Annotated in this window: 22 protein-coding genes; 9 read left to right on the top strand and 13 right to left on the bottom strand. The window is 39.6% G+C overall.

Going from position 1 to position 24,301, the window contains the following annotated elements; all coding sequences use genetic code 11:
• Positions 1-7: 7 nt before the first annotated feature.
• Positions 8-1,636 carry a M20/M25/M40 family metallo-hydrolase gene (locus G6R02_RS07970; protein ID WP_164668697.1) on the bottom strand — a complete coding sequence of 543 codons (1,629 nt, stop codon included), beginning with the start codon at positions 1,634-1,636 and terminating at the stop codon, positions 8-10.
• A gap of 67 nt (positions 1,637-1,703) precedes the next feature.
• On the opposite strand from G6R02_RS07970, the gene G6R02_RS07965 reads away from it, so the two are divergent.
• The 4 genes from G6R02_RS07965 to G6R02_RS07950 are packed head-to-tail and all read left to right on the top strand — an operon-like array spanning position 1,704 to position 5,790.
• Entirely contained in the window at positions 1,704-2,441 is a 738-nt protein-coding gene (locus tag G6R02_RS07965; protein ID WP_164668696.1) for a glycerophosphodiester phosphodiesterase, read from the top strand.
• 24 nt (positions 2,442-2,465) lie between these two features.
• On the top strand, positions 2,466-3,482 hold the full coding sequence (gene namA / locus G6R02_RS07960; protein ID WP_164668695.1) for an NADPH dehydrogenase NamA: 1,017 nt from the start codon (positions 2,466-2,468) through the stop codon (positions 3,480-3,482).
• Between the two features lies 1 nt (position 3,483).
• Positions 3,484-4,407 carry a ribonuclease Z gene (gene rnz / locus G6R02_RS07955; RefSeq protein WP_164668694.1) on the top strand — a complete coding sequence of 308 codons (924 nt, stop codon included), beginning with the start codon at positions 3,484-3,486 and terminating at the stop codon, positions 4,405-4,407.
• A 12-nt stretch (positions 4,408-4,419) separates the two neighbouring features.
• A complete protein-coding gene (locus G6R02_RS07950) occupies positions 4,420-5,790 on the top strand; it encodes an aldehyde dehydrogenase (protein ID WP_164668693.1) in 1,371 nt (456 codons plus the stop codon).
• A 172-nt stretch (positions 5,791-5,962) separates the two neighbouring features.
• Here G6R02_RS07950 and G6R02_RS07945 read toward each other — a convergent pair whose 3' ends face one another.
• The 5 genes from G6R02_RS07945 to G6R02_RS07925 all read right to left on the bottom strand — a co-directional run bounded on the left by G6R02_RS07945 (position 5,963) and on the right by G6R02_RS07925 (position 12,646).
• Positions 5,963-7,813, bottom strand: a complete 1,851-nt coding sequence (locus G6R02_RS07945) for an LTA synthase family protein (protein WP_164668692.1) — start codon at positions 7,811-7,813, stop codon at positions 5,963-5,965.
• Complete coding sequence (locus tag G6R02_RS07940) at positions 7,792-9,417, bottom strand: aminotransferase class V-fold PLP-dependent enzyme (RefSeq protein WP_164668691.1); 1,626 nt, start codon at positions 9,415-9,417, stop codon at positions 7,792-7,794. The genes G6R02_RS07945 and G6R02_RS07940 overlap by 22 nt, the downstream gene beginning before the upstream one ends.
• A 58-nt stretch (positions 9,418-9,475) precedes the next feature.
• On the bottom strand, positions 9,476-10,027 hold the full coding sequence (locus G6R02_RS07935) for a glycerol-3-phosphate acyltransferase (protein WP_164668690.1): 552 nt from the start codon (positions 10,025-10,027) through the stop codon (positions 9,476-9,478).
• 497 nt (positions 10,028-10,524) lie between these two features.
• Positions 10,525-11,775 carry a DNA polymerase IV gene (locus G6R02_RS07930; RefSeq protein ID WP_164668689.1) on the bottom strand — a complete coding sequence of 417 codons (1,251 nt, stop codon included), beginning with the start codon at positions 11,773-11,775 and terminating at the stop codon, positions 10,525-10,527.
• A 73-nt stretch (positions 11,776-11,848) separates the two neighbouring features.
• A complete protein-coding gene (locus tag G6R02_RS07925; RefSeq protein ID WP_164668688.1) occupies positions 11,849-12,646 on the bottom strand; it encodes an RDD family protein in 798 nt (265 codons plus the stop codon).
• Between the two features lie 99 nt (positions 12,647-12,745).
• Between G6R02_RS07925 and G6R02_RS07920 the strand changes: the two genes are divergently transcribed.
• Positions 12,746-13,726, top strand: a complete 981-nt coding sequence (locus tag G6R02_RS07920) for a stage II sporulation protein M (RefSeq protein WP_164668687.1) — start codon at positions 12,746-12,748, stop codon at positions 13,724-13,726.
• Here the strand turns inward: G6R02_RS07920 and G6R02_RS07915 are convergent.
• The 5 genes from G6R02_RS07915 to G6R02_RS07895 are packed head-to-tail and all read right to left on the bottom strand — an operon-like array spanning position 13,704 to position 18,680.
• Positions 13,704-15,062 carry a DUF58 domain-containing protein gene (locus G6R02_RS07915; RefSeq protein WP_164668686.1) on the bottom strand — a complete coding sequence of 453 codons (1,359 nt, stop codon included), beginning with the start codon at positions 15,060-15,062 and terminating at the stop codon, positions 13,704-13,706. The two genes, G6R02_RS07920 and G6R02_RS07915, sit on opposite strands and share 23 nt — an antisense overlap.
• Positions 15,016-15,945 (bottom strand): AAA family ATPase, encoded by a 930-nt coding sequence (locus tag G6R02_RS07910; RefSeq protein WP_164668685.1) that lies wholly within the window; start codon positions 15,943-15,945, stop codon positions 15,016-15,018. The genes G6R02_RS07915 and G6R02_RS07910 overlap by 47 nt, the downstream gene beginning before the upstream one ends.
• On the bottom strand, positions 15,942-17,069 hold the full coding sequence (locus G6R02_RS07905) for a DUF4350 domain-containing protein (protein WP_164668684.1): 1,128 nt from the start codon (positions 17,067-17,069) through the stop codon (positions 15,942-15,944). Before G6R02_RS07905 ends, G6R02_RS07910 begins: the two co-directional genes overlap by 4 nt.
• Before the next feature lie 15 nt (positions 17,070-17,084).
• A complete protein-coding gene (locus G6R02_RS07900) occupies positions 17,085-17,732 on the bottom strand; it encodes a DUF4129 domain-containing protein (RefSeq protein WP_164668683.1) in 648 nt (215 codons plus the stop codon).
• A 33-nt stretch (positions 17,733-17,765) separates the two neighbouring features.
• Complete coding sequence (locus G6R02_RS07895; RefSeq protein ID WP_164668682.1) at positions 17,766-18,680, bottom strand: hypothetical protein; 915 nt, start codon at positions 18,678-18,680, stop codon at positions 17,766-17,768.
• Positions 18,681-18,869: 189 nt separating this feature from the next.
• Here G6R02_RS07895 and tnpA point away from each other — a divergent pair, with 189 nt between their 5' ends.
• The 3 genes from tnpA (at position 18,870) to tnpC (ending at position 21,188) form a co-directional block, all read left to right on the top strand.
• On the top strand, positions 18,870-19,196 hold the full coding sequence (tnpA, locus tag G6R02_RS07890) for an IS66 family insertion sequence element accessory protein TnpA (RefSeq protein WP_164667672.1): 327 nt from the start codon (positions 18,870-18,872) through the stop codon (positions 19,194-19,196).
• Positions 19,193-19,543, top strand: a complete 351-nt coding sequence (gene tnpB, locus G6R02_RS07885; protein WP_164667671.1) for an IS66 family insertion sequence element accessory protein TnpB — start codon at positions 19,193-19,195, stop codon at positions 19,541-19,543. Before tnpA ends, tnpB begins: the two co-directional genes overlap by 4 nt.
• Positions 19,544-19,610: 67 nt before the next feature.
• A complete protein-coding gene (gene tnpC / locus G6R02_RS07880) occupies positions 19,611-21,188 on the top strand; it encodes an IS66 family transposase (RefSeq protein ID WP_164670294.1) in 1,578 nt (525 codons plus the stop codon).
• A gap of 27 nt (positions 21,189-21,215) precedes the next feature.
• On the opposite strand, the gene G6R02_RS07875 is transcribed toward tnpC, so the two are convergent.
• Together G6R02_RS07875 and G6R02_RS07870 are read right to left on the bottom strand one after the other, a co-directional pair.
• Positions 21,216-21,359, bottom strand: coding sequence for a hypothetical protein (locus G6R02_RS07875; protein WP_164667195.1), 144 nt, complete (start codon positions 21,357-21,359; stop codon positions 21,216-21,218).
• 164 nt (positions 21,360-21,523) lie between these two features.
• Positions 21,524-22,651: a tripeptidase T gene (locus tag G6R02_RS07870; protein WP_164668681.1), complete on the bottom strand. Its 1,128-nt coding sequence runs from the start codon at positions 22,649-22,651 to the stop codon at positions 21,524-21,526.
• A 347-nt stretch (positions 22,652-22,998) separates the two neighbouring features.
• Here G6R02_RS07870 and G6R02_RS07865 point away from each other — a divergent pair, with 347 nt between their 5' ends.
• Entirely contained in the window at positions 22,999-24,282 is a 1,284-nt protein-coding gene (locus tag G6R02_RS07865; protein WP_164668680.1) for an IS110 family RNA-guided transposase, read from the top strand.
• The last annotated feature ends 19 nt before the right edge of the window (positions 24,283-24,301 follow it).

The following is a 24,301-nucleotide window of genomic DNA, read 5'->3' as shown; positions in this document are numbered from 1 at the left end:
CACTTAATCAGTCTGTTTTTTTCTCCAGCAAACGATGAACAGCCTCGGTTAAAATGGATGGTAAATATTCAAAGCTGTATGTTAACTCCAGCCGTTCCGTCCATTGATGCGGATCTTTTCCTAAAGGTCCGATATTCAACACAGGCATGGTAAGTTTCTCCATGATATCTTCCGGAAAAACAAATCCGTTGTTTTGCAGGGGCATATTCGTCGTCAATTGCTGTAATTTGCTTTTTGATGCTACAGGACCGACATAACTTAAGTCAGACAGTCCTGTGAAAAATTCAGCAACAGTTAAATCCAAATTATAGTTTCTGTTTGTATACTCCTTCACGTGATCCATCACGTCTTTAATATAAGGATTATCGTACGATGATACAGCCGGATAAAACGGCGGGCTGTAAAACAAGACAATCATCGGTGCCAAATCTTTGCACATGGCTGCCAATTCCTGAACGAGAAGTGTGGAAAAATCACGATCACCTTGATTACGTTGACTAACAAGCAAATTTTGCCGTCTGGTAATCTCTTTTTCACCGTAACGTTTTACTGCTTCAGTATATAAATCTTCATACATCATGACATTAACGTTAAACGCAGGCATCGAAAAATCGTCAGCAACACTGGCAAAATAATTTGCTTTTTGGTTAACATATTTTTCAATCTTACCGGCAGCAGTTCGTGCACCTGTTAAGAGCTTTTCATTTATTTCTTTAAATGTTTGTTTCAGGTACAGCACATTGTACATTGTGATAGCTGCATGCGGTGTCTGAACCGAATATTCTTCCTTTAAATCCCGTTGCATCAGACTTACCGGCGGTGGTGTCACTTCATCTTCTATTTTTTCAATAAATGCTTCATCCAACTCAAGCTGCTGGGATAAAAAACTTATCATCAAATTCGGATTAATCCCTGCAAAAGGTTCACCTACATGGGATTCTTTACCATAACAATAAAAGCCCGGCAGCACTTTCCCAATTGAACCGGTATAAACATAATACGAGGGATCACCTGGGTATTTACTGAACATCGGCTCCCCATTCAAACAGGCATTATAAGTCAGGTTCTCTTCTTTTTTTATCTGATTTAAAACTGGCAAGGCAGCAAGCATCCCTTGCGAATTAACTTCTTCATCAGGTACTGACAACAACAGAATATTACCGTCGAATTCACCATCCATCGCCCTTTCAAGCATGGAAAAATGTAAAGCGAGTCCTGCCTTCATATCCATGGAACCTCTGCCAAACAGCCAATCCCCGGACGCGAGATCATCTTGAATCGTCTCAGACAATTTATTTTTTATGCTATTCATTTCTCTGGTAAGTTCTTTGGGGTAAAAGGCAAGATTCTGCAGTGAACCGTAATCCTCTGTAGCAACAACATCAAAATGACTCAACAGAATTACCGTTTCCGATGTATCTTTCCCTTTCACCAACGCAGTTAAAAGCTGCCGGCCATCTTCCAGCGGATGCAATTTTAAATGGCCGGGATTATTTTGAAAATACGGTTTTTGTGCCAACAGATGCTTTAAATACTCTGCAATTGCAATCTCTGCATTGCTTCCGGTAATACTTTGATGATGAACAAATGAACATAATAAATCCGTAAGCTGTTCTTTCGTTTGCCAGTCTTTCACGTGATCCCTCCTAAATAAATTGACTTATTATCAAAAATAAAACACAATCAAACAAGAGGTGAAACAATTGTCAACTGAAATAATAGCTCATCGTGGTGCCAGCAAACTTGCACCCGAAAATACAATTCCGGCATTTCAGCTTGCATACGAGGCAGGAGCTGATGGCATCGAAACGGACGTTCATTTAACAAAAGATAATATTCCGATATTGATTCATGATGAGCGGTTAAAACGAACAACAGATGGTTCCGGTTACATCAAGGATTATACATTTGAGCAACTAAAGCAATTAGATGCAGGTTCATGGTTTTCCCCTGAATATACCGGATCAAAACTGATTTCATTGGAAGAATTTCTGCAATGGATCCAGGACAAGCCGTTATGTTTAAATATTGAGTTGAAAAATAATAAAATAGATTATAAGAATCTGGAAAACATTGTTTACGAAGTGATATATCACTATCAAATAGTAAAACGTGCCACGTTGTCAACCTTTAATCCAAAGAGTGTGGAACGATTAAAACAGTATAATCAGGATATCGAGGTAGCGTTATTAACATCCAGACGCAGTAAAAACCTCGTTTTACGGGCAAAAGATTTAGGCGCAAATGCCCTGCACATCAAATACCGGTTACTCAATCAGTTACTGGTTGACAAAGCGCACCAGGAAAATATGGCGGTTCGTGTTTACACGGTTAATAAGCCTGCCCATATGCAACGCTGTTTTAAAATGGGATGTGACAGTATTTTTACCGATGTACCCCATGAAGCACTTCAATATCGCGATCATCTAATACACAAATGAACGAAATATTTAAGGAGGATTAAAATGGAAAAATTATTTACGCCAATCAACTTTAAAGGAATTACCTTGAAAAATCGTATCGCCATGTCTTCGATGTGTATGTATTCCTGCATGAATCAGGATGGGATGATAACTCCATTCCATCAAACGCACTACATATCCCGTGCTGCAGGACAGGTTGGACTTGTAATGACAGAAGCAACAGCTGTTGTACCGGAGGGTCGTATTTCTCACGAGGATTTAGGAATCTGGAATGACGATCACATTGAAGGATTAAAAGAATTGAACGAACAAATCCACAGCTACGGTTCAAAAACTGGAATCCAGCTCGCCCATGCCGGCAGGAAAGCCAGGCTGGATTCGGAAATTTACGCCCCCTCTCCCCTGCCGTTTAACGAATCATCAAAAACACCCGCTGAAATGACACAGGGGGATATTGCAGCAACTGTTGATGCCTTTAAACGTGCGGCAAAACGAGCGAAAGAGGCAGATTTTGATATCATTGAAATCCATGCTGCCCACGGTTATTTAATTAATCAATTTCTGTCCCCTTTGACTAATAAACGAACAGATGATTATGGTGGGAGTGCGGAAAATCGCTACCGCTTCTTAGCTGAGATAATTGACGCGATTCAATCGGTGTGGAAAGGACCGCTCTTTGTTCGCATATCCACCAATGAATACAAAGACCAGGGTAACACATTGGAAAATATTTTGTACTTCGCAAAACAAATGAAACAACAAGGGATTGATTTAATTGACTGCAGTTCCGGCGGCGTTTTGCCGGCTTCGATAAAACCGTATCCGGGATATCAGGTCAAACGATGTGAACAGATTAAACAGAATACATCGATTGCTACTGGTGCAGTAGGCCTAATTACAACCGGGATTCAGGCAGAAGAAATACTGCAAAATGACCGTGCTGATCTAGTATTTATCGGACGTGCATTATTGCGCAATCCCTACTGGGCAAAAGCAGCAGCTGATGAACTGGGTTACCCGATTGAAGCAATAAAGCAATACGAACGAGGATGGAAATGATATGGAAATGCTGTTTCTTGGTACCGGCTCAGGGGTGCCGTCAAAAGACCGTAACGTATCAGCGATGGCTTTAAAGTTATTACAGGAACAAAATAGCATATGGTTGTTTGATTGCGGGGAAGCCACACAGCACCAAATACTGCAAACATCGATTAAACCGCGTAAGATTAATAAAATATTTATCACACATATGCATGGAGATCACATTTTTGGTCTTCCGGGTTTATTAAGCAGCAGATCGTTTCAGGGTGGTGACGACCTGTTAACTGTTTATGGCCCTACCGGTATTAAGGAATACATTGAAACAAGTCTTAAAGTAAGTGGTACCCATCTGAGCTATCCAATAGATGTTATTGAATTCCCGGAAGGTAAGCTGTTTGAAGATGATCAGTTTACTGTGTATACAAGAAAACTTGACCATGGTATAGAAAGTTATGGTTTTAGGATTGTTGAAAAAGATAAACCCGGAGAACTTTTAGCGGATAAGTTGCAGGAAATCGGTATTCAGCCGGGTCCGATTTATCAGCAGATTAAAGAAAATGATGTAGTTAAAACAGAAAATGGACATATCATTTATCGAGACCGATTTCTCGGTCCTGACAAAAAAGGACGTGTCCTATCAATCCTTGGTGACACACGATCAACGGAAGACTTCAGTGACTTCATAGAGGAATCAGATGTTCTCGTTCATGAAGCAACTTTCGGCGGAGAACATGAAGATTTGGCACATAACTATTTTCACAGCACAACGAAACAGGCTGCCACTCTGGCTAAAGCCGGCAATGTTAAGAGACTCGTTATGACACACATATCATCACGCTATCAAAAAGAAGATTACAACATGCTGCTGGACGAAGCAAAGGAAATTTTTCCATCAACAGAACTTGCTAATGATTTTTACAAGGTTACGATAGATTCCAATTAAAGGAGAGGTTTTATGGAACATATTGAAAAACTGGTAAAAAATCAACGGGAATATTTTAAGCATGGGGAAACATTAGACTATTCATTCCGTAGAAATCAGTTAAAGATGCTGAAGAACATGCTGAAAAACTATGAAAAAGAAGCGTACACGGCACTTAAGAACGATTTGAATAAATCTACACACGAAACACTGACGACTGAGCTTGGATTTCTTTATACGGAAATAGATTTCACCCTTAAACAGCTTAAAGAGTGGATGGAACCGGAAAAAGCAGATACTCCTGTTACCCATAAAGGAACCAAAAACTACATTTACAAGGAACCATATGGTGTCACATTAATCATTGCGCCATGGAATTACCCATTGCATTTAGCGATCGCTCCTGCCATCGGTGCCATCGCTGCAGGCAATACCGTTATATTAAAGCCGTCGGAATATACACAGGCAACTTCTGCTCTGCTTTCGAACATGATCAATAACACCTTCGACAGTTCGTACTTTACAGTTGTGGAAGGTGCAAAAGAAGTTAGTCAACAATTACTTGAGCAGCGTTTTGATTATATCTTTTTCACCGGAAGTACTGCAGTAGGAAAAATTGTCATGCAGCAAGCGAGTAAACATTTAACACCGGTTACCCTTGAATTAGGTGGCAAAAGCCCTGCAATCATTGACAAAGATGCAAATATTGATCTGACTGCAAAGCGGATTGTCTGGGGAAAATTTACCAATGCAGGCCAAACCTGTGTCGCACCGGATTATTTATACATTCATGAAAAAGTAAAACATAAACTGCTAAAAGCAATGAAAAAACATATTAAATCGTTTTACAGTAAAAAACCACTCGACAACGATGATTATGTTCGGATTGTCAGCAGTGATCATTTTACTCGGCTTAAAGCTTATCTTTCCAACGGTGAGATCATTTATGGCGGTGATGTAAATAAAGAGAAGTTATCCATCGAACCAACGATTATCGATAACATCACTTGGAATGACCCAATCATGCAGGAAGAAATTTTTGGACCACTTTTACCGATTATGACATTTTCTAATCTTGATGGTGTTATTTCAAAACTGAAAGAAATGGAGAAACCGCTCGCATTGTATTATTTTGGGGAAAAAGAAAAATCGCAAAGAAACGTACTGGAAAATGCATCATTTGGCGGAGGCTGCATCAATGATACACTCTATCATCTTGCTAATCCCCACCTGCCATTCGGAGGAGTCGGAAACAGCGGCATGGGATCCTATCATGGAAAATACAGTTTTGACACATTTTCACACAGAAAAAGTATTCTTAAACAATCAACCAAATTTGATATCCCGTTACGTTATCCGGGAAGCAAGATTGCACATTCGATTATTAAAAAAATCATGAAATAAAAGGAAAAGAGGCTGGGACAAAAGTGTTTTATCAAAAACAAAATTCGAACATCTTGGAAATGGCGCATATAACCGCTCCGGAAATATACTTCGCTAGCACCACGCATTGTTCGTCTTTTGGTGTAATTCTTTTGTTATGTCCCAGCCTCTTTTAATTGTTAAGTCAATATTGTCAATCCACAACAAACCTTAATAAATCTCCAAAAATGATATTATCTGATAACTGCAACTCTTGTCTTACCACATCTAAATTGGGTTTACAATGCTTAACGTCTACAGCCTGCCCGCTTTCTTTCGCATAACAGATATTATCCTTATACATGTATGCTTCCGAAATAAAACTGCCATCCCGAAAAATAACTGGATGATCACTGTCCCTTGTGAAAAGATTGCGACCAAATGAATAACGATTTTCTGTCTTAATTCCCAGAAGATGGAGGAGCGTAGGGCGTATATCAATTTGCCCACCTTGTGTACTAATGACCTCTCCCTCCTGGCCGGGGACGTGAATAATAAGCGGTACTTGTTGATGTTTCATGTGATTTGCAATATTATTCTCTTCATCCAGTAACTCACTCAGACCTTCATCATATTTTTCAGAAATACCATAATGGTCACCAACTAGGACAAATATCGTATCTTCGTACATACCTTCTTCCTTTAATTTTTCAAAAAACAATTCAATAGATTTATCCAGATAACGAACAGTCGTAACATAACGATTTACGACATCTTCATCTGTTTGCGCCTTATCAATAAACGTATCCTCTTTATCTAACAAAAATGGAAAATGGTTCGTCAAGGTCAGAAATTTGGCATAATAAGGTTCAGGTGCGTTGTCCAGATACTTTATTGATTGTTTAAAAAATGGAATATCCTTTATGCCGTAGTTAATCGAGTTCTCATCTGTTACATTATAATTTCTTTTTGAGAAATATTTGTCATATCCAAGTGATTTATACATTACATCCCGATTCCAAAACGTGCGATCATTCCCGTGAAATGCAGCGGCATAATAATCCTTATTTTCTTTTAATATATGTGGAAGACTGATGTATGTATTTTCCGGTCTTCTTACAAAGGCAGAACCACTTGCTAATGGATAAAGACTGGTATCAATCATAAATTCCGCATCAGATGTTTTTCCTTGCGCTGTTTGATCATGTATTTGATTAAAATAGAAACTTTCGTTGATTAAATCATTTAAAAATGGTGTTACTTCCTTTCCATTTACTTTTTGATTAATAACAAAATCCTGGGTTGATTCTAAACTTATCAAGACAATATTTTTCCCTTTTGCCATCCCGAATAAATCCGTTTGCTCAGACTCTTTATGCTGTAAATGCTCTTGTAACACAACGGCATCCGCCTTTGTAACCACTAATCGCTGAAGAGGTGCTTTAATCCCTAAAGCAATATCATATAAATGATAGTTTAATGGCCCTAATGACTTTACCATCTGCTCACGATCATATGACTCAGAAAAAAGATGATCAGATTTAAGCAAACCTAAACCAATCGTTAACATTACAAATACCGAACCAACCGCGATATACTTCCTCTTTCTTTGTTTTGGAACTGTCAGGCTAGACTTTGATTTAAAAAGGAACCATCCCACGATAACTAAATCGATAAACATAAAAATATCCCATGGACTCATTAATTCAACCGTACTGGCACTAAGACCACCAACATTATCAAACTGAAACAGAATTGGTATTGTAACAAAATCCGTGTAAAAACGATAATACAGCAAATCTCCGTAAAGAATACCTGTCCCAACCACTAACAGGCCATACAATACAGATCTGTTTACTTTTTTACCAAAATAAAAGCTGATTCCCATTATTAACAATAGTGAGCCTATTGAACTTATCAGTATTAAGATAATATCAAAAAATGAATGAATACTTAGATTAAAGCCGATAATGCAAACAATCACCGTCTTTAACCAAAGGATGCCAGTTATTAATATAATAAGTTGTAAACCCGTTACATTTTTTAATCGTTTATTTTGAAGCATCGCATTTTATCCTCCTCAACTTTACTTACTATTGTTTGTTGAAGATTAGTTAATGCCTTTTGAAATTCCGTCAAGGTATGATCCCCCATTAATGCCAGCTGTATCCAATTCCGCTTCAGCAAGTAGTCACTTTCATAGCTAATAATTATCCCTTTTTCCTTCAGCTTATCACCTATGTCTTTTGAAGAAACGTAATCAGGAAGCTGAATGCTCATTATACCGGGTGAATAATCTTCATTTCCCAAAACAGTAAAATTAGCACCTGTTAGCATTTGCCTAACAGTACTTGCTACATTTTTCTTCTTTTCCAGATCCACCCTTTTTACCGCTTCATGCAATGCAGAAATAAGGTTTGATGAGTGTGTATACGGAATACTGTCGGTTTTTGAATACTGTCCCAAATCTAAATATCTGGGTATCTCATTATTCGGTAAAATTTGCTCTTGATGAAAAACAATTCCCAAACCGGGATAAGCACCCAATCCCTTTCCACTTACCGTACTTGCTAAATAAACATCCTTTAAATCAACGGGAACTACTCCAACTGAACTGCATGCATCCACACATAACTTAAAATGGTGTTTTTTTGCTAGCTCCGCCATTTTATCCAAATCGTATAGATATCCTGTTGATGTCTCACAATGTACCGTCCAAATCCAATTAATGTCTTCATGTGTTTCAAGAAAACGTTCAATCTCGTTTATCGTAACTTTCTCGTTCCATTGTTTTTCTAATTTATAGTAATATAGATTTAGCCTTTCTGCATGATCTATTAACCGGTATCCAAACTCCCCATTTGCGATAATCAGCCCTCTACCGGGAAGTTTCTTGATTTGAGCGGCTACCAGATCATTCGCAAGCGTCCCTGTCCCAACTACTATTTGTGCATATCTTGCATTTACAAGTTCACAAAGCTGATTTTGAACTGTCTTCATTTCTTTAATAAAATCACCGGAACGATGAGAAATAGCTGCTTTTCTAAATGCTTGTTCTACATCTTTGTTGATTGCAACAGGGCCAGGTAAAAAGTTAATTGGCTCTGATAGTCTCTTTTTTTGCATCATTTTAGAAAAAACTTTTGAGGTAGTTTCAAATTTCTCTTTAGTCAGGTACATCGGTTGATAATTTGCCCCCTCCGTTCCAACCATTGGTCCGAATGATTCAAACCCGATTTTTTTATAAAGCCTAATTTGCCGGTCAGTGCCTGAAATAAGAGCCATATTATACTTCTTTTCCAAACAATAGCTGATAAGCACATTCGCCAATTGAAAAAATACAAGGCTTTTTCGATATTTCTTTTTTACGGAAAGCAGTCTGACTTCACATGGATTAGCGTCTTTTGGCAAATAATCATCTAAGTCGTCCAATTTATGATCAAGGGAAAACGGGCGATTGGCACGAACCGCAATCATTCCGATAACTTCTTCATAATCTTTGGCAACTATATATATATTTTCCTTATCAAATTTATCGATTAAGCGATGGCTTTCGTTTTGTTGATGTTGCGGGATTTCTTCAACAAACGTTTCATAGTTTAATTTGTAGATTTGTTCCATTTCTTCCGGTTCTGAAGCTATTTTATATGTTAACGTAAGATGCTCCATTCTTTTGCCTCCTCAAGCCAAAAATAAAATCGAGTAAGCGAAGCGTGGATACACTTGTTCACTTTCTTTGAATATGTGGGATTACAACGACTATTAATAAAATAAACAGGCCAATAGCAAAATAAGTTTCTTCCAATATCCAGGCTGTAACAGGAATAGAACCCATCGAAACCAATCCAGCAATCGTAAAGTTTCGAATAAGCAGATAACTTATTCCCATACATATTCCTAAAACCACAATCGCAAGCGGCATGAAAAATAGTGTTGAAGCTAAAAAAACAACAACTCCCTTTCCACCTTTAAAACCAAGCTGCACCGGCCAAATATGCCCAACCAACAGGAAAAGCGCACTAATCAGCAGTATTATTTCATTTTCCGGGAATATAAAGCTTACTAACGAGAGCGTAATCATTACTTTTGCAATATCAATTAGAAGCGTACACAGAAACCCTTTTTTTCCCAACTGTCTTCCGGCATTTCTTGCTCCAACATTACCGCTCCCAAGCGTTCGAATGTCTTCTCCAATCATCCATTTGGTTATGTAATAGGCACCCGTTATACTTCCAAGGCAATAAGATAGCAGAATGATTGAAGTAATCGTTAGGATCATACTTCCTCCCCCAAATGAATCATTTACTTTTAAAGAATAACTAACAGCAACTTTTTCCAGTCATTCCTGCTGTCGCCTCACTCAAAAAGGGCTGTTCCTTCCAAGTAATCTTAAAGTAGAATAAAGCGTTTTCTCACTTATTTTAAACGTCCATACTTAATTGATTTAATAGTTTAGTGTTTTCATACCCATAGATATCACATGTTACTATTAAATTTAACCACTTATCATCAATTCCTAAAAATTCTTTACAACCTCATTATATTTTATTTCCCTATAATATTGTAAAACGATATACATCGTATTACAAGGTCGATGAAAATATTTAACTGAAATCGACAATAATCCAAAAAATGTTTAACAAGTCCGATTGTTTAAAACAAAAAAAAGCAGGCCATTTTAAGTACAATTTGATGTTAAGTACTCCAAAAATGAACTACTTTTTGTAATTTGACTATTTTTGGGGATTGGTATGATCAAAGATATGTGATCTTTAATTAACGCTTAAAGTCATCCAAAAAATCTTTCTGAAAGCTTGTCCTTGGCTGGTCATCATTGTCTTCTTCGTTCTTAAACTGTTTAAAGAGATTCTTACCATATTTCTGGGTCAATTCATCGATAGCATGATATAGTTTTTCTTTTCCTGCTTCTTCCTCATACGTAAATAAATCCAGCTGTTTGGCAATATTTTGTTTTTCGTCAACATCCTGAACGGTAATTCCAAGTAACCGTATTGGGTCTAAATTCCAATGCTTATCAAATAGTTCATAGGCTACCTGAAGGATATCGGATTTTTTATCGATGTACCCCTGCAGCTTTTTGCTTCGTGTTATCGTTTTTCGATCATAATAACGAATCATTATCTGTACACTTTTTCCTGCTGCCTGCTTGCGAATCATTCTCCGCTCAACATTATCAGCAAGCTGATTCATTAGTTTTCGTATTTCCGTTTCATTCGTTGTATCTTCCGGTAATGTTTGCGAGCTGCCTATACTTTTGAATTCATTTACTGCATCCGGGTCAACGGGTCTTGTATCAATTCCGTTTGCCCTGTTTTTCAGTCGTTCACCATTGATACCAAGCAGCCTTTTCAGCTGGTATGTATCACCGTTAGCAAGGTCACCGATTGTATTGACATCCACAGCCTGTAGTTTTGATGCAGTTTTCTCACCAACACCGTACATTTCTTCAATCGGGAGCGGCCATAGCTTACCCTGTATATCACGTTTGCGTAAAATAGTAATTCCCATTGGTTTTTTCATATCAGAGGCCATTTTTGCCAGGAATTTATTTGGTGCGATACCAATGCTGCATGGAAGGTCAAGTTCACGTTGGATTTTATTTTGCAGGTTTTGGGCAATTTCAATCGGGTTTCCATGCTGTTCCGTATCCGTCACATCCATATACCCCTCATCAATTGAAACTGGTTGAACATACGGGGTTATTTCTGCCATCATTTTAAATATTTCTCTCGATGCAGCTCGGTACCTGTCAAAATTGGGACGTAATACAGTTAACTCCGGACAAAGCCTGCGTGCCTGCCAGAGCTGCATTGTTGTCTTTACCCCTTTGGCCCTTGCCTCATAACTGCTTGTTACAATAATCCCTTTACGTTCTTCCGGATTTCCGGCAATCGCCAGCGGTTTGCCTTTCAGTTTTGGATTATAAGCCATTTCCACAGAAGCATAAAATGAATTCATATCAACGTGAAAAATGACTCGTCCTTTTTTTGGATACCATTGTGACATCGTTCGAGACATCCCTTTAAACGTATTTATTATATTATATCATATAATGAAAGCAGTCTTCCGGGGATTCAGTTCACAGCTCAAATTCCCATTCGTCTTTAAGAATCAAATACAAAGCAAGCAGTGTATCCTCTGTTTCCTGATAGTCCAACCCCTCTGCCTCAAGTCCTATCTTCGGAAAAAGAGCCATCGCTAATTTCCTTGTTAACTGTTTTCGATCGGCTTCCTCCAATTGTAATAAGCGCTCACTATAGCTTTTTAACAATTTCCATTCTGTCATTCCGAACGATCGAAGTGCCCAGTCATCAATGGATAAAATTTCTTTCGTTAGCCCCCTGGACTCGATTTCAGTTTCAATCGAACTGGATGCTTTAGCGTTCTTTCCTCTACGCTCATGTACTACAATGGTACCGGCAACAATATCCCCAAGCCGTTTATGTCTGGAATGAAAGAAAACCATGATAATCCCTACAAAATAACCAGTTGGCAGCATATCAATAATACGGAGCAGATTGCGGATCAGGCTGGAGAGCAAGGTAATACTGTGACCGTTCTCCTGAATAACCCTGATACCCAATAGTTTTTTGCCGAGTGTTTTACCGCCAAAAAAATATTCACATACAAAAAAGTAACCCCAGTAAACGATAAATATAAGAATGATTGAAATAGCCAATGGGAGTGAGGAACTGTTCAAAAAAGCTGTGAAATCTGACCGAATTACAAAAACAATAAAAAGTATCATAATAAAATTAAACGCCGTCAGCAAAAGCTGATCGATAATCATAGCACCTGCCCGACTTCCAAGGCCAGCCAGTTTAAAATTCAACGATACGAATTCTGGTGTTTTAACTGCTACTTGTTCCTGATTCATACTATTTTCCCCTTTTTTATTATCTATAGGTTTCAAATACCATCAAGACAAATTATAATAGATAAATAAACTTTAAACGTCGTAAAGGAAGGTGCAGCCGTGAACATCCAACAATTTATCAAACAGAACCGTGAGGAATGGAAGCAGCTGGAACAATACATAACAATGCTTGGCAAAAATAAACGAAGCCTTACCGGAAAAGATATTGATCAATTTAATCGGCTTTATCAGAAATCAGCACAGCATCTTTCTTACAGCCATACCTATTTTCCTGATGAAGATGTAACAGATTATTTGAACGAACTTGTCGCAAAAGCTCACAATCTACTATATAAAGATCAAGTATCCAGTTTTCGGCAGATTCGCACATTTTTCGGTACAACTTTTATTGGATTGTTACTGGAGCAATGGAAGGCAGTCATAGTCGCCATGGTATTGTTTGCAGTTGGAGCACTTGCAGCATTTCTTTCTGTACTGGATGACCCGCTAAACCTTTATTCACTGCTGCCGGAACGAATTGCACAATCGGTCAATCCGGAACAGTTGGATACAAATACCGGGTCAGTGGATGCTTCCTTAATGTCCGCAACAATCATGACGAACAATATCCAGGTGGCTTTCCTGGCTTTTGCAGGCGGTATCACATTCGGAATATTGACCGTCTATATCATGGTATCTAACGGTATCATGGTTGGCGCGCTTGCTGGATTGTTCTGGAATTATGGTAATTCCTATGAATTCTGGGCCTATATTGTTCCACACGGCGTTATTGAACTGACAGCTATTTTCATTGCAGGTGGAGCAGGTTTACTTATGGGATATAAATTATTTGCACCGGGCGCTTTTTCACGCGGTTTTCAATTAAAAAGACAGGCAAAGCGTTCTGTTCAGCTTTTGCTGGGAACCATACCATTATTTATTATTGCCGGCATCATTGAAGGCTTCATAACTCCTGCTTCCCTGTCACTGGAAACAAAATATGCCGTCGCATTATTGACCTTGGCTGGTTTAATTTTGTACGTTGCCAGTGGAAAAATACTGCTTCGGAAAAATAACACTAAAGCAACCCTTCATTCATAATGCGGATATATTGTGAGACAGCTGCTGATGCCAGATACTCTTCTTTGGCTTCCACCATGGAGAGCCCCTGTTTTTCCCAGTTTGCTTTTTCACGTTTTTTGAAATGTATTTGTTGCTGGGCAATGCTTTTGACCATAGTGTTTTTCGTACTATCCGGTTTTTGTCCCGCCATTTTTAACAATGCTTCGTCTTCGATTCCAATCATCATAAACAAATGCCGCCTGCGCAACCGTTTTAATTGGTTCAATGCTGTTTCTTCATGAAGAAATGTTTGAACATCACTAAATAACAGAATCAGACTTCGTTTCTTCAAAGTGGCTGACAGATGATTGATAGCAGCATAATAATTGGTTTCACTCGCCTCGACATTTACATTATAGATTGTTTGTAAAATTTTTTGTAAATGTTTCATTCCTTTTGCAGGAGGCACAAATTGTTTGATATCTTTGGAAAACGCGAGCACTGCAACATAATCCCCTTTTTTTAGGGCTGCTGCAGCTGTTGTTAATGCTGCTTCCAATGCCTTTTCAAGCCGATTTTCTTTTTTAAGCTCTGCTCCCATCATCCGCCCGCAATCAATCAGGATTGTAACGTATTTTCCGTGTTCCGGTTCATACTCATTTGTCATTATTTCCTGCAATTTTGCCGTTTGACGCCAGTTGATTTTTCTCGGATCATCACCCACGGCATAGCTGCGGATTTGCGCGAATTCTCCTGTTTCAGCATGTTGTTTACGAATTTTCATGCCTTCATACAGTAAAAATTGCTGCGGACTTTCCAGGTAGCGCTTTGTTTCAGTTAAATCAGGAATGACTTTCACGCTCTGTTCTAAGTTAATGGCCATTTGTTTTTCCCATAATCCAAAGTTGCTTTTGTAACGAATAAACAGTTTATCCATCTCATATTTTCCCCTAACAGGAGCAATAACCTGATAGGATAGCATAGAAGTTCCTCGTGATTGAACTGTACCCTTCAATGGAAAGGGAGCCCGGAATGATTGTGGTAATCCATCTATTAGTTGGATTTGACAAACTAGAGCCGAGGCATTGGTAACCTCAAGTTGAACGGAATACGTCATTCCCCGTTCCAGTTCATCCGGTATCTCACGTTTTAATGACAAATCTTTTCTCTTCGGTGATAACAATAAGTCCAGCAGGCTAATGAAAAAAAGCAGTCCATTCATAACAAACAACCAAGTCCACGACACGGATGAAAAAGCAGCCAGGACAGTAACACCAATAGAAAAAATGAGAAACAAAACAAGCAGCCGCTTCGCCGGCAGAATGCCCCTATCGCGGAACAGCAACCGCTCCCACAAGTTCTTCAATGATTTCATCCAGGCCAACTCCCTCCAATTCCATATGCGGAGCTATTTGTAAACGATGTCGCAATGCAGGTTTTGCAACCATTTTAACGTCATCAGGCGTTACATAATCTCGGTTGGTTAAGTATGCCCAGCTTCTCGCAGCTTTGGCAATGGAGATTGCCGCCCGCGTACTTGCCCCGAATCGGACAGCCTCCATATTTCTTGTCCGTCGTATAATTTGCATAATGTAATTTAGGATATCATCATTCAACGTGATGGCTGCCACTTCCCTACGTATGGATAAAAAGGTGTCCATATCTATTATGGCATCCATCACTGCCTCAGCATTTCCGCCTTCCATCACTTGTTTTAATACGTTGGTTTCTTCTTCAAACGAAGGGAAATCAATGTTCAGCTTCAATAAAAACCGATCCTGTTGAGCCTCGGGTAATGGATAAGTTCCTTCAAACTCAATTGGGTTTTGAGTCGCCACCACAAAAAAGACATCGGGGAGTTTATAAGTATTTCCTTGAATCGTCACTTGCTTTTCTTCCATTGCCTCCAATAAGGCAGCCTGCGTTTTGGCCGGTGTCCGGTTAATCTCATCCGCCAAAAGTATATTTGTAAAAATCGGTCCTTTTATCGTTTGGAAATTACCTTCCTGCATGTTGTATATGGTACTTCCTGTTATATCACTTGGAAGCAAATCCGGTGTAAATTGGATCCGATTAAAGGTTCCATTCAGTAAATCGGAAAGTGTACGCACCATCTGTGTTTTACCGGTGCCCGGTACACCTTCAACTAAAACATGGCCATCTGCCAAAACAGCAGATAGCAAGAGTTTTAGATTCATTGATTGACCAAGAATTCGTTCTTCATATTTTTCCAGTAATGATGCCAACTCGTTCCTCATCCTTCTTCCACCTCTTTCCGTAATCTATCTATCTGCTTTGCCCATGATAAGTACGTTTTTTTGCTTATCCGATCCTGGCGTAACACATATGTTAATCCATTGAAGAATGTGTCCATATCCTGTTCAGTGTCCATTTTCCGTTCAATGTGTTCTTTAATATCTGACCAATCTTTGTAATACGGAATTCCCCAACGTTCCTGCAAGCGTAATTTTAAATAATCCGCCTGAATCCTCAGTGAGTCAATATATCTGTTTCCCCTTTGATACCATGCTGCCAGTGCACGAATGCGCTCATAACTGAACCGGACTGTTTCTTCCCTTGGTTCAATGACAGGTCCAAAGCGTTTCCCCTGATGCATGAGCCAGACGATAGTCAGCAGAATTACCTGAAATCCCAGAACCAGCATCCAGCCCGGATAAAGTGTCGTTATTGCTGGTGCATGCTCGGACTCATGCAGGTATTCATCAAAATAAATCGCTTCCCATCTTTCGTTTCCCGTCTGTATTAGATAAAAAATTAATTCCAGATGATCTTGCTCCAATATTTTTCCGTTCGTAATCCACTCCGGTGATACAGCCGTAATTAACTTTCCAATTCCAAGATCCCTTTCTGCTGCAATTACACCGGCATCATCACGCAATACTATGTTACTATCTTTATTTGAATCGATGCGAAACGTCGAATTTAAGTCAGCCTTATGGTCATTTCCGTTCTGATTAGTTACGGTGCCCGATTCACTCTGTGCCGGAACCGTTTCAATGCCAAACATCCCATCCGGATTTGTCTTTAACAGCAAAATCGTATTGCCTGATTCCATAAAAGAAATATATTCTTCCATTTCTTTGGTGTTAGGGGTGAAAGACGGTTCGACCATAATTAATAACTGATTGTCGTCCTCACCAGTCAAAAGTTCCGGTGAATGGTCCCATCTGTTAACCGTACCTGTTTGGTTATCCATATATGTATAGAAAGCTTTCACACCTGTAGGCGATGGGGAATCTGAAACAAAGTCAGGAAACTCTTCAGGTGCATCCGGTGCGACCGTATAACTAATTCCTATAAATAACAGAAGAACAACAACCAGCCACACCAGCGTTCTTCCGCCTGTTCTTAATGTTTGCAAGCCTGTTGTCCCTCCTTAGACTTCACCGGAGACTTCTGTGGAATCCTCATCAAGCCACTGCATCGCCTCATTCCGAAAACGATAATAATCGTCTATTTCCAATTTCTGTTCGCCATAGACAACTTCATCAAATACTAACGCAAGCTGATGAAATGAGTCTGCCAGTTGACTGTTTACCCGCTGCAGCTCAGCATAATATTCCCAGTTTGTTTTCCAATTCTTCGCCCTCAACCATTCTTTATCATGAAAATAGAGCAAGGTAGCCAAAAACAAATGCCGCGCCGCTTCATTATGATTTTTATCATTTTCCTGCTGCCGTACTGCCCTCAGGTGATCAGCAAATGACCAACTGGACGCATTAAGAGACTTTAGTGGCTGATAGTCGTAAAATTTCCTCCTTTTCCCTGCCTGGAAACGATGCAAAACAACAAATCCAATAAGAGCTATTATAGCGATAATGATGGTAAACAGAACCAAATCTGCAAAACCGCTTGAAGGCTCCAATCCGGAAAACAACTTAGTTAATTGCTCGCCAATCCAGTTGGTTAGCCGTTCCCACCAGATTTGGAGAAAATTTCGATTGTCTTCATAATAAACTTTATATTCATTTTGGTCTAAAATCCCCCGTATTTCTTCTCTTGCTTTATCTGAACTTACAAACATAATCTTCACCCAGCTTAACAAAACATACTGGCATTACTTTTCAATGCCTGCATTCTGATAGTCATCAATCAAATCCTTCAAATCATCTCCACCTTGCCGGATTTTTAAATCAAAATAAATAATGGCATAACCGACCATAAAAATCATCGTTGTTACTAACGTAACCAGGTTCACGATAATCGTATAAAGAACACTGTTACCCAGGAGTGCGATAAAAATTGATTCAATTGCCAGACTGACAGCTAAAAATATAAGGAAAAATACAATATAAATGCCGAATACTTTCCAGCTTGTTTGGCGGGTTAAATGCCAGCTTCTCGATAAACCCGGTATCGTATTTTCAAACACAGCAGTCCCCAAATAAAAACTCCAGCGTGTCAGGAAATATGCTGCTGTTAAGCCAACACCCAACATCATAATAATCGTTACTACTATCCCTGCAATCGGGTCAGTGAAAGTACTGATAATGCCTATAATCATAATTACAAAAGTTGGGATGAAAATCATCGCAAAAAGGATAATTTCGAATATTATACTCCCACCCAAAATAACCCAGAATTTTGAAAATGCCTGCTTAATTACGCTGCCAACTTTAAACGACTCATTCTTCTTCAATTGGGAAACAGCGAATAGGATGGCTGCTTGAGCAACAGGTATGAAAACAATCGTTAAAAGCCCCACTCCCGTATTCACAAGGTCTTCCCCAATTGTCGTATTGGCGGTTGCCATAAAACTGTTCAGAGTTTGATCAAACCAATTATCACCACTGGCAGCTTCCCTAAAAAAACTGGTCCCTGTCAATAATAAAGCTATTGACTGAAGTAAATAAAGCGGTCCAATAACTATCAATACTATCAGGAAAAATTTTGAAAAGTACTGTTTACTTAATGAAAAAGCAACATCAAGAATTTCCCCAAACCCTTTTGGGCTGTTTAATCCTTCATTCATTAAAAACTTTCCTCCTCACCTAAAAATTCACATTATATTCATTATTTTAACATTTATTACGTTGCATTCGGGAAATATTTTTTAGCAACAATACAAAAGAAAAACGGTAAGCGACAAATAGAATACACGTTTTAATCACAGGGTTACCATGCGATAATCTTCTTAGAAATTAATTCGGGAGGTTATGCAATGACCCTGAAAGACAAAAGAATAGAATGGAAAGCGCGCTATGACGACTGGAAAGAAAGCGGGCAAAGCATTGCTGAATGGTGTCGAGACCAAGAAATTAAGGTCCACCAAATGTATTATTGGGTTCAACGGTTTGAAAGAGATGTCATTTCTCCAGAAACGGAGACAACGGAAACGCAGTGGCTTACTGTTCAAGTGGACGATTACGCTGAAGACCAGGGACCCATCTTTATTCATGTTGATACCATTTCTGTTGAAGTGCGGCCGGGAGCAAATGTCCAATTATTGTCCGATGTCATACATATCTTGCAGAACCAAAACGGATGAACTTTCAATTTGATCGTGTATATCTGGCTCGCGGCAGCACGGATCTACGTAAATCCATTGACGGGTTGGCAGTGATTGTAAAAGAATGCTTTGACCTTGACCCCTTTTCCCCCAGCCTGTTCGTGTTTTGTAATCGAAAACGCGATAAGCTAAAGATTCTGCAATGGGAGAATAATGGGTTTTGGTTGCATTACCGGCGTTTGGAAAGAGGCACGTTCCATTGGCCATCCGAAAAGGAGACGGCGCCAATGAATATTACCCCGCGCCAACTTCGTTGGCTACTGGATGGTTTATCCATTGAACAAAAGCAGGCACACCGGGAAGTCAAAGCACGTACCATTCTATAAAAATTTGAAATATGGAAATATGGGAATTCGACTAGGCAAGTCGGATTCTTTTTCGTATACTTGTCGTATGGAAAATACAGCGCATACATCAAACGAATCAATTGAATATTTTAAAGCGCGTACGGAAAAGCTTGAGATGGAAAATGAAGCGTTGGAGGCGGAATTAAAATGGTACCAAGAACAATTTCGTTTGAGCCAACAACGCAGATTCGGATCTTCCAGTGAGAAGACCGACTCGAACCAGCTTTCGCTTTTCAATGAAGCAGAGACCACAGCTGATTCAACAGTTGAAGAACCAACTGTTGAGACGATTACATATAAACGCAAGAAACAGCGTGGACAGCGCGAACAAAAGCTTGAAAACCTGCCTACGGAAACGATTGAATATTGTTTATCCGATGAGGAACAGTTCTGTTCGTGTTGCGGCGGTGCATTGCACGATATGAGCAAGGAAGTGCGCAAAGAATTAAAGGTTATTCCTGCACAAGTGAAAGTTGTGGAGCACGTGCGCCACGTGTACAGCTGTCGCCACTGTGAACGCTATGAAATTGAAACACCAATTGTGACAGCGAAAATGCCAGAGCCTGTTTTTCCCGGTAGTTTGGCCTCCCCGTCCGCAATGGCTTATACCATGACGCAAAAATATGTGGAAGGGATGCCACTGTATCGGCAAGAGAAACATTTGGAACGCTTCGGTATATCCATACCACGTCAGACTCTGGCTAATTGGATAGCGTACGGCGCCAATGCTTGGCTTGAGCTGATTTATAAAGAAATGCATGCCCGGTTATTGGAACTGGACATGGCCCACGCGGATGAGACGACATTACAAGTTTTATCCGAGCCGGAACGGCCCGCAACATCAAAATCCTATATGTGGCTGTATCGCTCCGGGCATACCGATGTTCCCATCGTCTTGTATGATTATCAACAAACCCGGGCTGGCAAACACCCCCGCCGATTCCTGGAAGGTTTCAAGGGATATCTGCATGTAGACGGTTACCCTGGCTACAACGGCTTAACCAATGTTACCTTGGTTGGATGCTGGGCGCATGCACGCCGTAAATTTACAGAAGCACTTCAGGCACTTCCTGAATCCGCAGCCACTACGTCTGTGAAAGCTAAAGAAGGCTTGGCTTTCTGTAATCAACTTTATGAAATTGAACGTAAATTAAAAGACGTAAGTCCAAAAGAACGCTATAAACAGCGTTTGGAACGCAGCCAACCTGTAATGGAGGCTTTTTTGGCATGGCTTCAAGAACAGACACCACGTGTACTACCCAAAAGTGCGTTAGGCAAAGCAATCAAATATTGTCGTAAACAATGGGAACATTTGGAGGCCTTTTTAGAGGATGGTCGTCTGGAAATTGATAATAACCGTGCGGAACGGTCCATCAAGCCTTTTGTGCTAGGTAGGAAAAATTGGCTTTTCAGTAATACCGCAAAAGGAGCAAGATCCAGTGCGATTATTTACAGTATTGTGGAGACAGCTAAGGAAAATGGATTAAATCCATTCAACTACCTCAGCTATTTGTTTGAAGAACTTCCCAATATGGATACGACGGATAAGGAGCAATTGGCTCAATACCTGCCATGGTCAGCAGCCCTCCCTCAAGAATGCCGCGTTCCTAATAAATCTAAATAAAGCATACTAGAAACCCCCATCTAAAAACTAGGTGGGGTTTATTTGTCGCTTACGCGGTCCAATAACTATCAATACTATCAGGAAAAATTTTGAAAAGTACTGTTTACTTAATGAAAAAGCAACATCAAGAATTTCCCCAAACCCTTTTGGGCTGTTTAATCCTTCATTCATTAAAAACTTTCCTCCTCACCTAAAAATTCACATTATATTCATTATTTTAACATTTATTACGTTGCATTCGGGAAATATTTTTTAGCAACAATACAAAAGAAAAACGTGCCGGATGTACATTTCATTTCCCAGCAACGTTTATCTGTGGTTTTTTACTAATAATTTTATCTATCAGCCACTTCCTGCACAATTGCGGTTACAAGTTCGGTAACCTTGACCAATTCATCGACCGGAATTCGTTCATTAGTTGTATGGATTTCTTCATAGCCAACTGCTAAATTAACCGTTGGAATCCCCAACCCGGAAATAATATTTGCATCACTGCCTCCGCCACTTTTTTGCAGATTACTATCACGGCCGATTTTTTTGGCTGCGTTCTGTGCAATCTTCACGACTTCATCATCTTCATCAAGGTTGAAGCCAGGATACATTACTTGAACATCTACTTCTGCACTGCCGCCAAGTTCTTCAGCAGTTTTTTCGAAAGCATCCTTCATCTTAGCAACCTGCTTCTCCATTTTTTCAGGAGTTAATGACCTTGCCTCAGCCAGTATTTCTACATGATCACAAACAATATTAGTCTGCTTGCCTCCTTCAAACCGACCGATATTGGCTGTTGTTTCATTATCAATCCGTCCAAGCGGCATTTTGGAAATAGCTTTGGATGCGAGCGTTATCGCTGATACTCCTTTTTCAGGGGCAAGACCTGCGTGTGCTGTTTTTCCCTTCATAACGGTAAAAAGCTTAGCTTGCGTTGGTGCAGCAACTATAAGATCTCCTACCGTACCATTACTGTCAATTGCGTAGCCATACTTGGCATTAATCAATGATCCGTCCAGTGCCTTGGCGCCAACCAAGCCGGACTCTTCACCGGCTGTAATAACAAATTGTATGTCACCGTGTTCAATATTGTTTTCTTTCAATGTCCGAATCGTTTCGATAATAGCAGCTAGACCTGCTTTATCATCGGCACCTAGAATGGTTGTACCATCAGAAACAATATAGCCATCTTTTATCGATGGTTTGATACCGTTTCCTGGAACCACTGTATCCATATGGGAAGTGAAGTAGATTGGATCAGCCCCTTCCTTATTACCCTTCAATATACAAATCAGGTTGCCTGCTCCATGACCTGTTTTTTCTTTACTGTCATCTTCTACTACATCCAAACCTAATTCAGTAAATTTATTTGTCAGAACTTCAGCAATTTTTGTTTCATGCTTTGTTTCTGAATCAATTTGAACAAGTTCCATAAATTCATCGATTAATCGGTCTTTATTTACAGATACCATGTTAAGTACCCTCCTGTTGTTTATTAGATGTTCTTTTCAAAGCCTTTTTAGTATATTTTGTTGCTCTAAACCGACATAGTTGATATAAACTGCGACATAATTGCTGGAATGTTTTCTTTAAGTCCACTCCTCGCCACCGTCCGGGGTCGCTCCGGACTATTAATGTGGTATAATGTGTTTTTTTAAAACAATTCCTGCCCCAACTAATGTTCACAAACCTAAAACCAGCGGAGCATTCCTGTAATGAAGAAATTTGAGGTTTGAACAAAAAAGAGCCCTCTTGGTATAGTACAGGGTGTCATGATCATGACCCCGAATTTAAATAGATACCAAGGAGAGGACTCAAAATGAATTATAATCAAAATCGAAAAATCATGCAAATTACTCCATCTACATTAATTGTTGGCATTGATATTGCCAAGGACAAACATGTCGCACGGATGCAGGATGACCGGGGAATTGAATTTGGAAAGCGACTGACCTTTGAAAATCGAATACATGGCTTTGAACAACTGTTGGAACGGGTTATTAAGATTCAAAAAGAACAGGATAAAAATAAGGTTATTTTTGGTGTTGAGCCAACGGGGCATTATTGGATGAGCTTGGCTTATTTCTTAACTGCCAGAGGATATGACTTTGTATTGGTCAATCCGATGCACGTCAAAAAATCCAAGGAGCTCGACGATAATTCACCAACGAAGAATGACACAAAGGATGCACGTGTGATAGCACAGCTGATTAAGGATGGACGATACTCTGTACCAAATCTTCTTGACGGTATTTATGCCGAATTACGAGAAGGCATGAAATTAAGAGATCAATTGACAAAACAGCTGATAGTTATTGAAGGGCGTGTTCAAAATAACCTCCAACGGTACTTCCCGGAGTTTGATGACGTGTTTAAAGACTGGGATGGAAAGACAGCTTGGTTTACATTACGTGAATTTCCATACCCATCCGATATTTGCGGAATGACTCCGGAAGAAGTGCTTGCACAATGGAAAACGGTCATTAAACAGGGAATTGGTATCAAACGTGCAAATAACCTGGTGGAGAAGGCTAACAAAAGCATTGGCATTGAAATCGGCTTACGCTTTGCCAGAAAAGAATTACACAGTCTTCTTGATCAATATGAACTACATTACCAACAGTTGGAGAGACTTGATCAGGAAATCGAAGAGCTACTGGAGAACATACCAGGTGCAAAAGAAATGATAGCCATTAAGGGATTAGGTGTAGTAACCGTTGCCACTTTCTTTGCGGAAGTTGGGGATGTTAGAAAGTATCATCACCCACAACAATTAGTAAATATGGCGGGATTAGCTTTACGGGAACATAGTTCTGGAAAGTTCAAAGGACAAACCAGGATAAGCAAACGCGGGCGAAAGAAACTGCGAAAGGCTTTATATATAGCGGTTCGGCCATTGGTGGCTAACAACCCGACGTTTAAAGCATTGCATAGGTACTACACAACCCGCCCCAACCGTCCCTTGAAAAAACAACAATCGCTTATCGCGTTGTGTTGCAAGTTATTACGTGTACTGTTCGTTATTGGCCAGAAGCAATGTGAATTTGATGGAAGTAAATTATTGAAGGGATTACCTCAAACTGAATCATTACAAGCTGCTTAAGCTTTACGGAAAGAGATGT

It is taken from the genome of Virgibacillus doumboii (assembly GCF_902806455.1).
GTDB classification, from domain to species: Bacteria; Bacillota; Bacilli; order Bacillales; family Amphibacillaceae; genus Lentibacillus; species Lentibacillus doumboii.
Note: the sequence above shows the minus strand (reverse complement) of the source record. Positions and strands in the feature narration are given on the sequence as shown.

Excerpts from the sequence above, each read along its gene's own strand:
- namA (WP_164668695.1), top strand. The coding sequence starts at position 2,466 with ATGGAAAAATTATTTACGCCAATCAACTTTAAAGGAATTACCTTGAAA.
- rnz (WP_164668694.1), top strand. The coding sequence starts at position 3,484 with ATGGAAATGCTGTTTCTTGGTACCGGCTCAGGGGTGCCGTCAAAAGAC.
- G6R02_RS07950 (WP_164668693.1), top strand. The coding sequence starts at position 4,420 with ATGGAACATATTGAAAAACTGGTAAAAAATCAACGGGAATATTTTAAG.
- G6R02_RS07945 (WP_164668692.1), bottom strand. The coding sequence starts at position 7,813 with ATGCTTCAAAATAAACGATTAAAAAATGTAACGGGTTTACAACTTATT.
- G6R02_RS07940 (WP_164668691.1), bottom strand. The coding sequence starts at position 9,417 with ATGGAGCATCTTACGTTAACATATAAAATAGCTTCAGAACCGGAAGAA.
- G6R02_RS07935 (WP_164668690.1), bottom strand. The coding sequence starts at position 10,027 with ATGATCCTAACGATTACTTCAATCATTCTGCTATCTTATTGCCTTGGA.
- G6R02_RS07930 (WP_164668689.1), bottom strand. The coding sequence starts at position 11,775 with ATGTCACAATGGTATCCAAAAAAAGGACGAGTCATTTTTCACGTTGAT.
- G6R02_RS07925 (WP_164668688.1), bottom strand. The coding sequence starts at position 12,646 with ATGAATCAGGAACAAGTAGCAGTTAAAACACCAGAATTCGTATCGTTG.
- G6R02_RS07915 (WP_164668686.1), bottom strand. The coding sequence starts at position 15,062 with ATGAAATCATTGAAGAACTTGTGGGAGCGGTTGCTGTTCCGCGATAGG.
- G6R02_RS07910 (WP_164668685.1), bottom strand. The coding sequence starts at position 15,945 with ATGAGGAACGAGTTGGCATCATTACTGGAAAAATATGAAGAACGAATT.
- G6R02_RS07900 (WP_164668683.1), bottom strand. The coding sequence starts at position 17,732 with ATGTTTGTAAGTTCAGATAAAGCAAGAGAAGAAATACGGGGGATTTTA.
- G6R02_RS07895 (WP_164668682.1), bottom strand. The coding sequence starts at position 18,680 with ATGAATGAAGGATTAAACAGCCCAAAAGGGTTTGGGGAAATTCTTGAT.
- tnpA (WP_164667672.1), top strand. The coding sequence starts at position 18,870 with ATGACCCTGAAAGACAAAAGAATAGAATGGAAAGCGCGCTATGACGAC.
- tnpB (WP_164667671.1), top strand. The coding sequence starts at position 19,193 with ATGAACTTTCAATTTGATCGTGTATATCTGGCTCGCGGCAGCACGGAT.
- tnpC (WP_164670294.1), top strand. The coding sequence starts at position 19,611 with ATGGAAAATACAGCGCATACATCAAACGAATCAATTGAATATTTTAAA.
- G6R02_RS07875 (WP_164667195.1), bottom strand. The coding sequence starts at position 21,359 with ATGAATGAAGGATTAAACAGCCCAAAAGGGTTTGGGGAAATTCTTGAT.
- G6R02_RS07870 (WP_164668681.1), bottom strand. The coding sequence starts at position 22,651 with ATGGTATCTGTAAATAAAGACCGATTAATCGATGAATTTATGGAACTT.
- G6R02_RS07865 (WP_164668680.1), top strand. The coding sequence starts at position 22,999 with ATGAATTATAATCAAAATCGAAAAATCATGCAAATTACTCCATCTACA.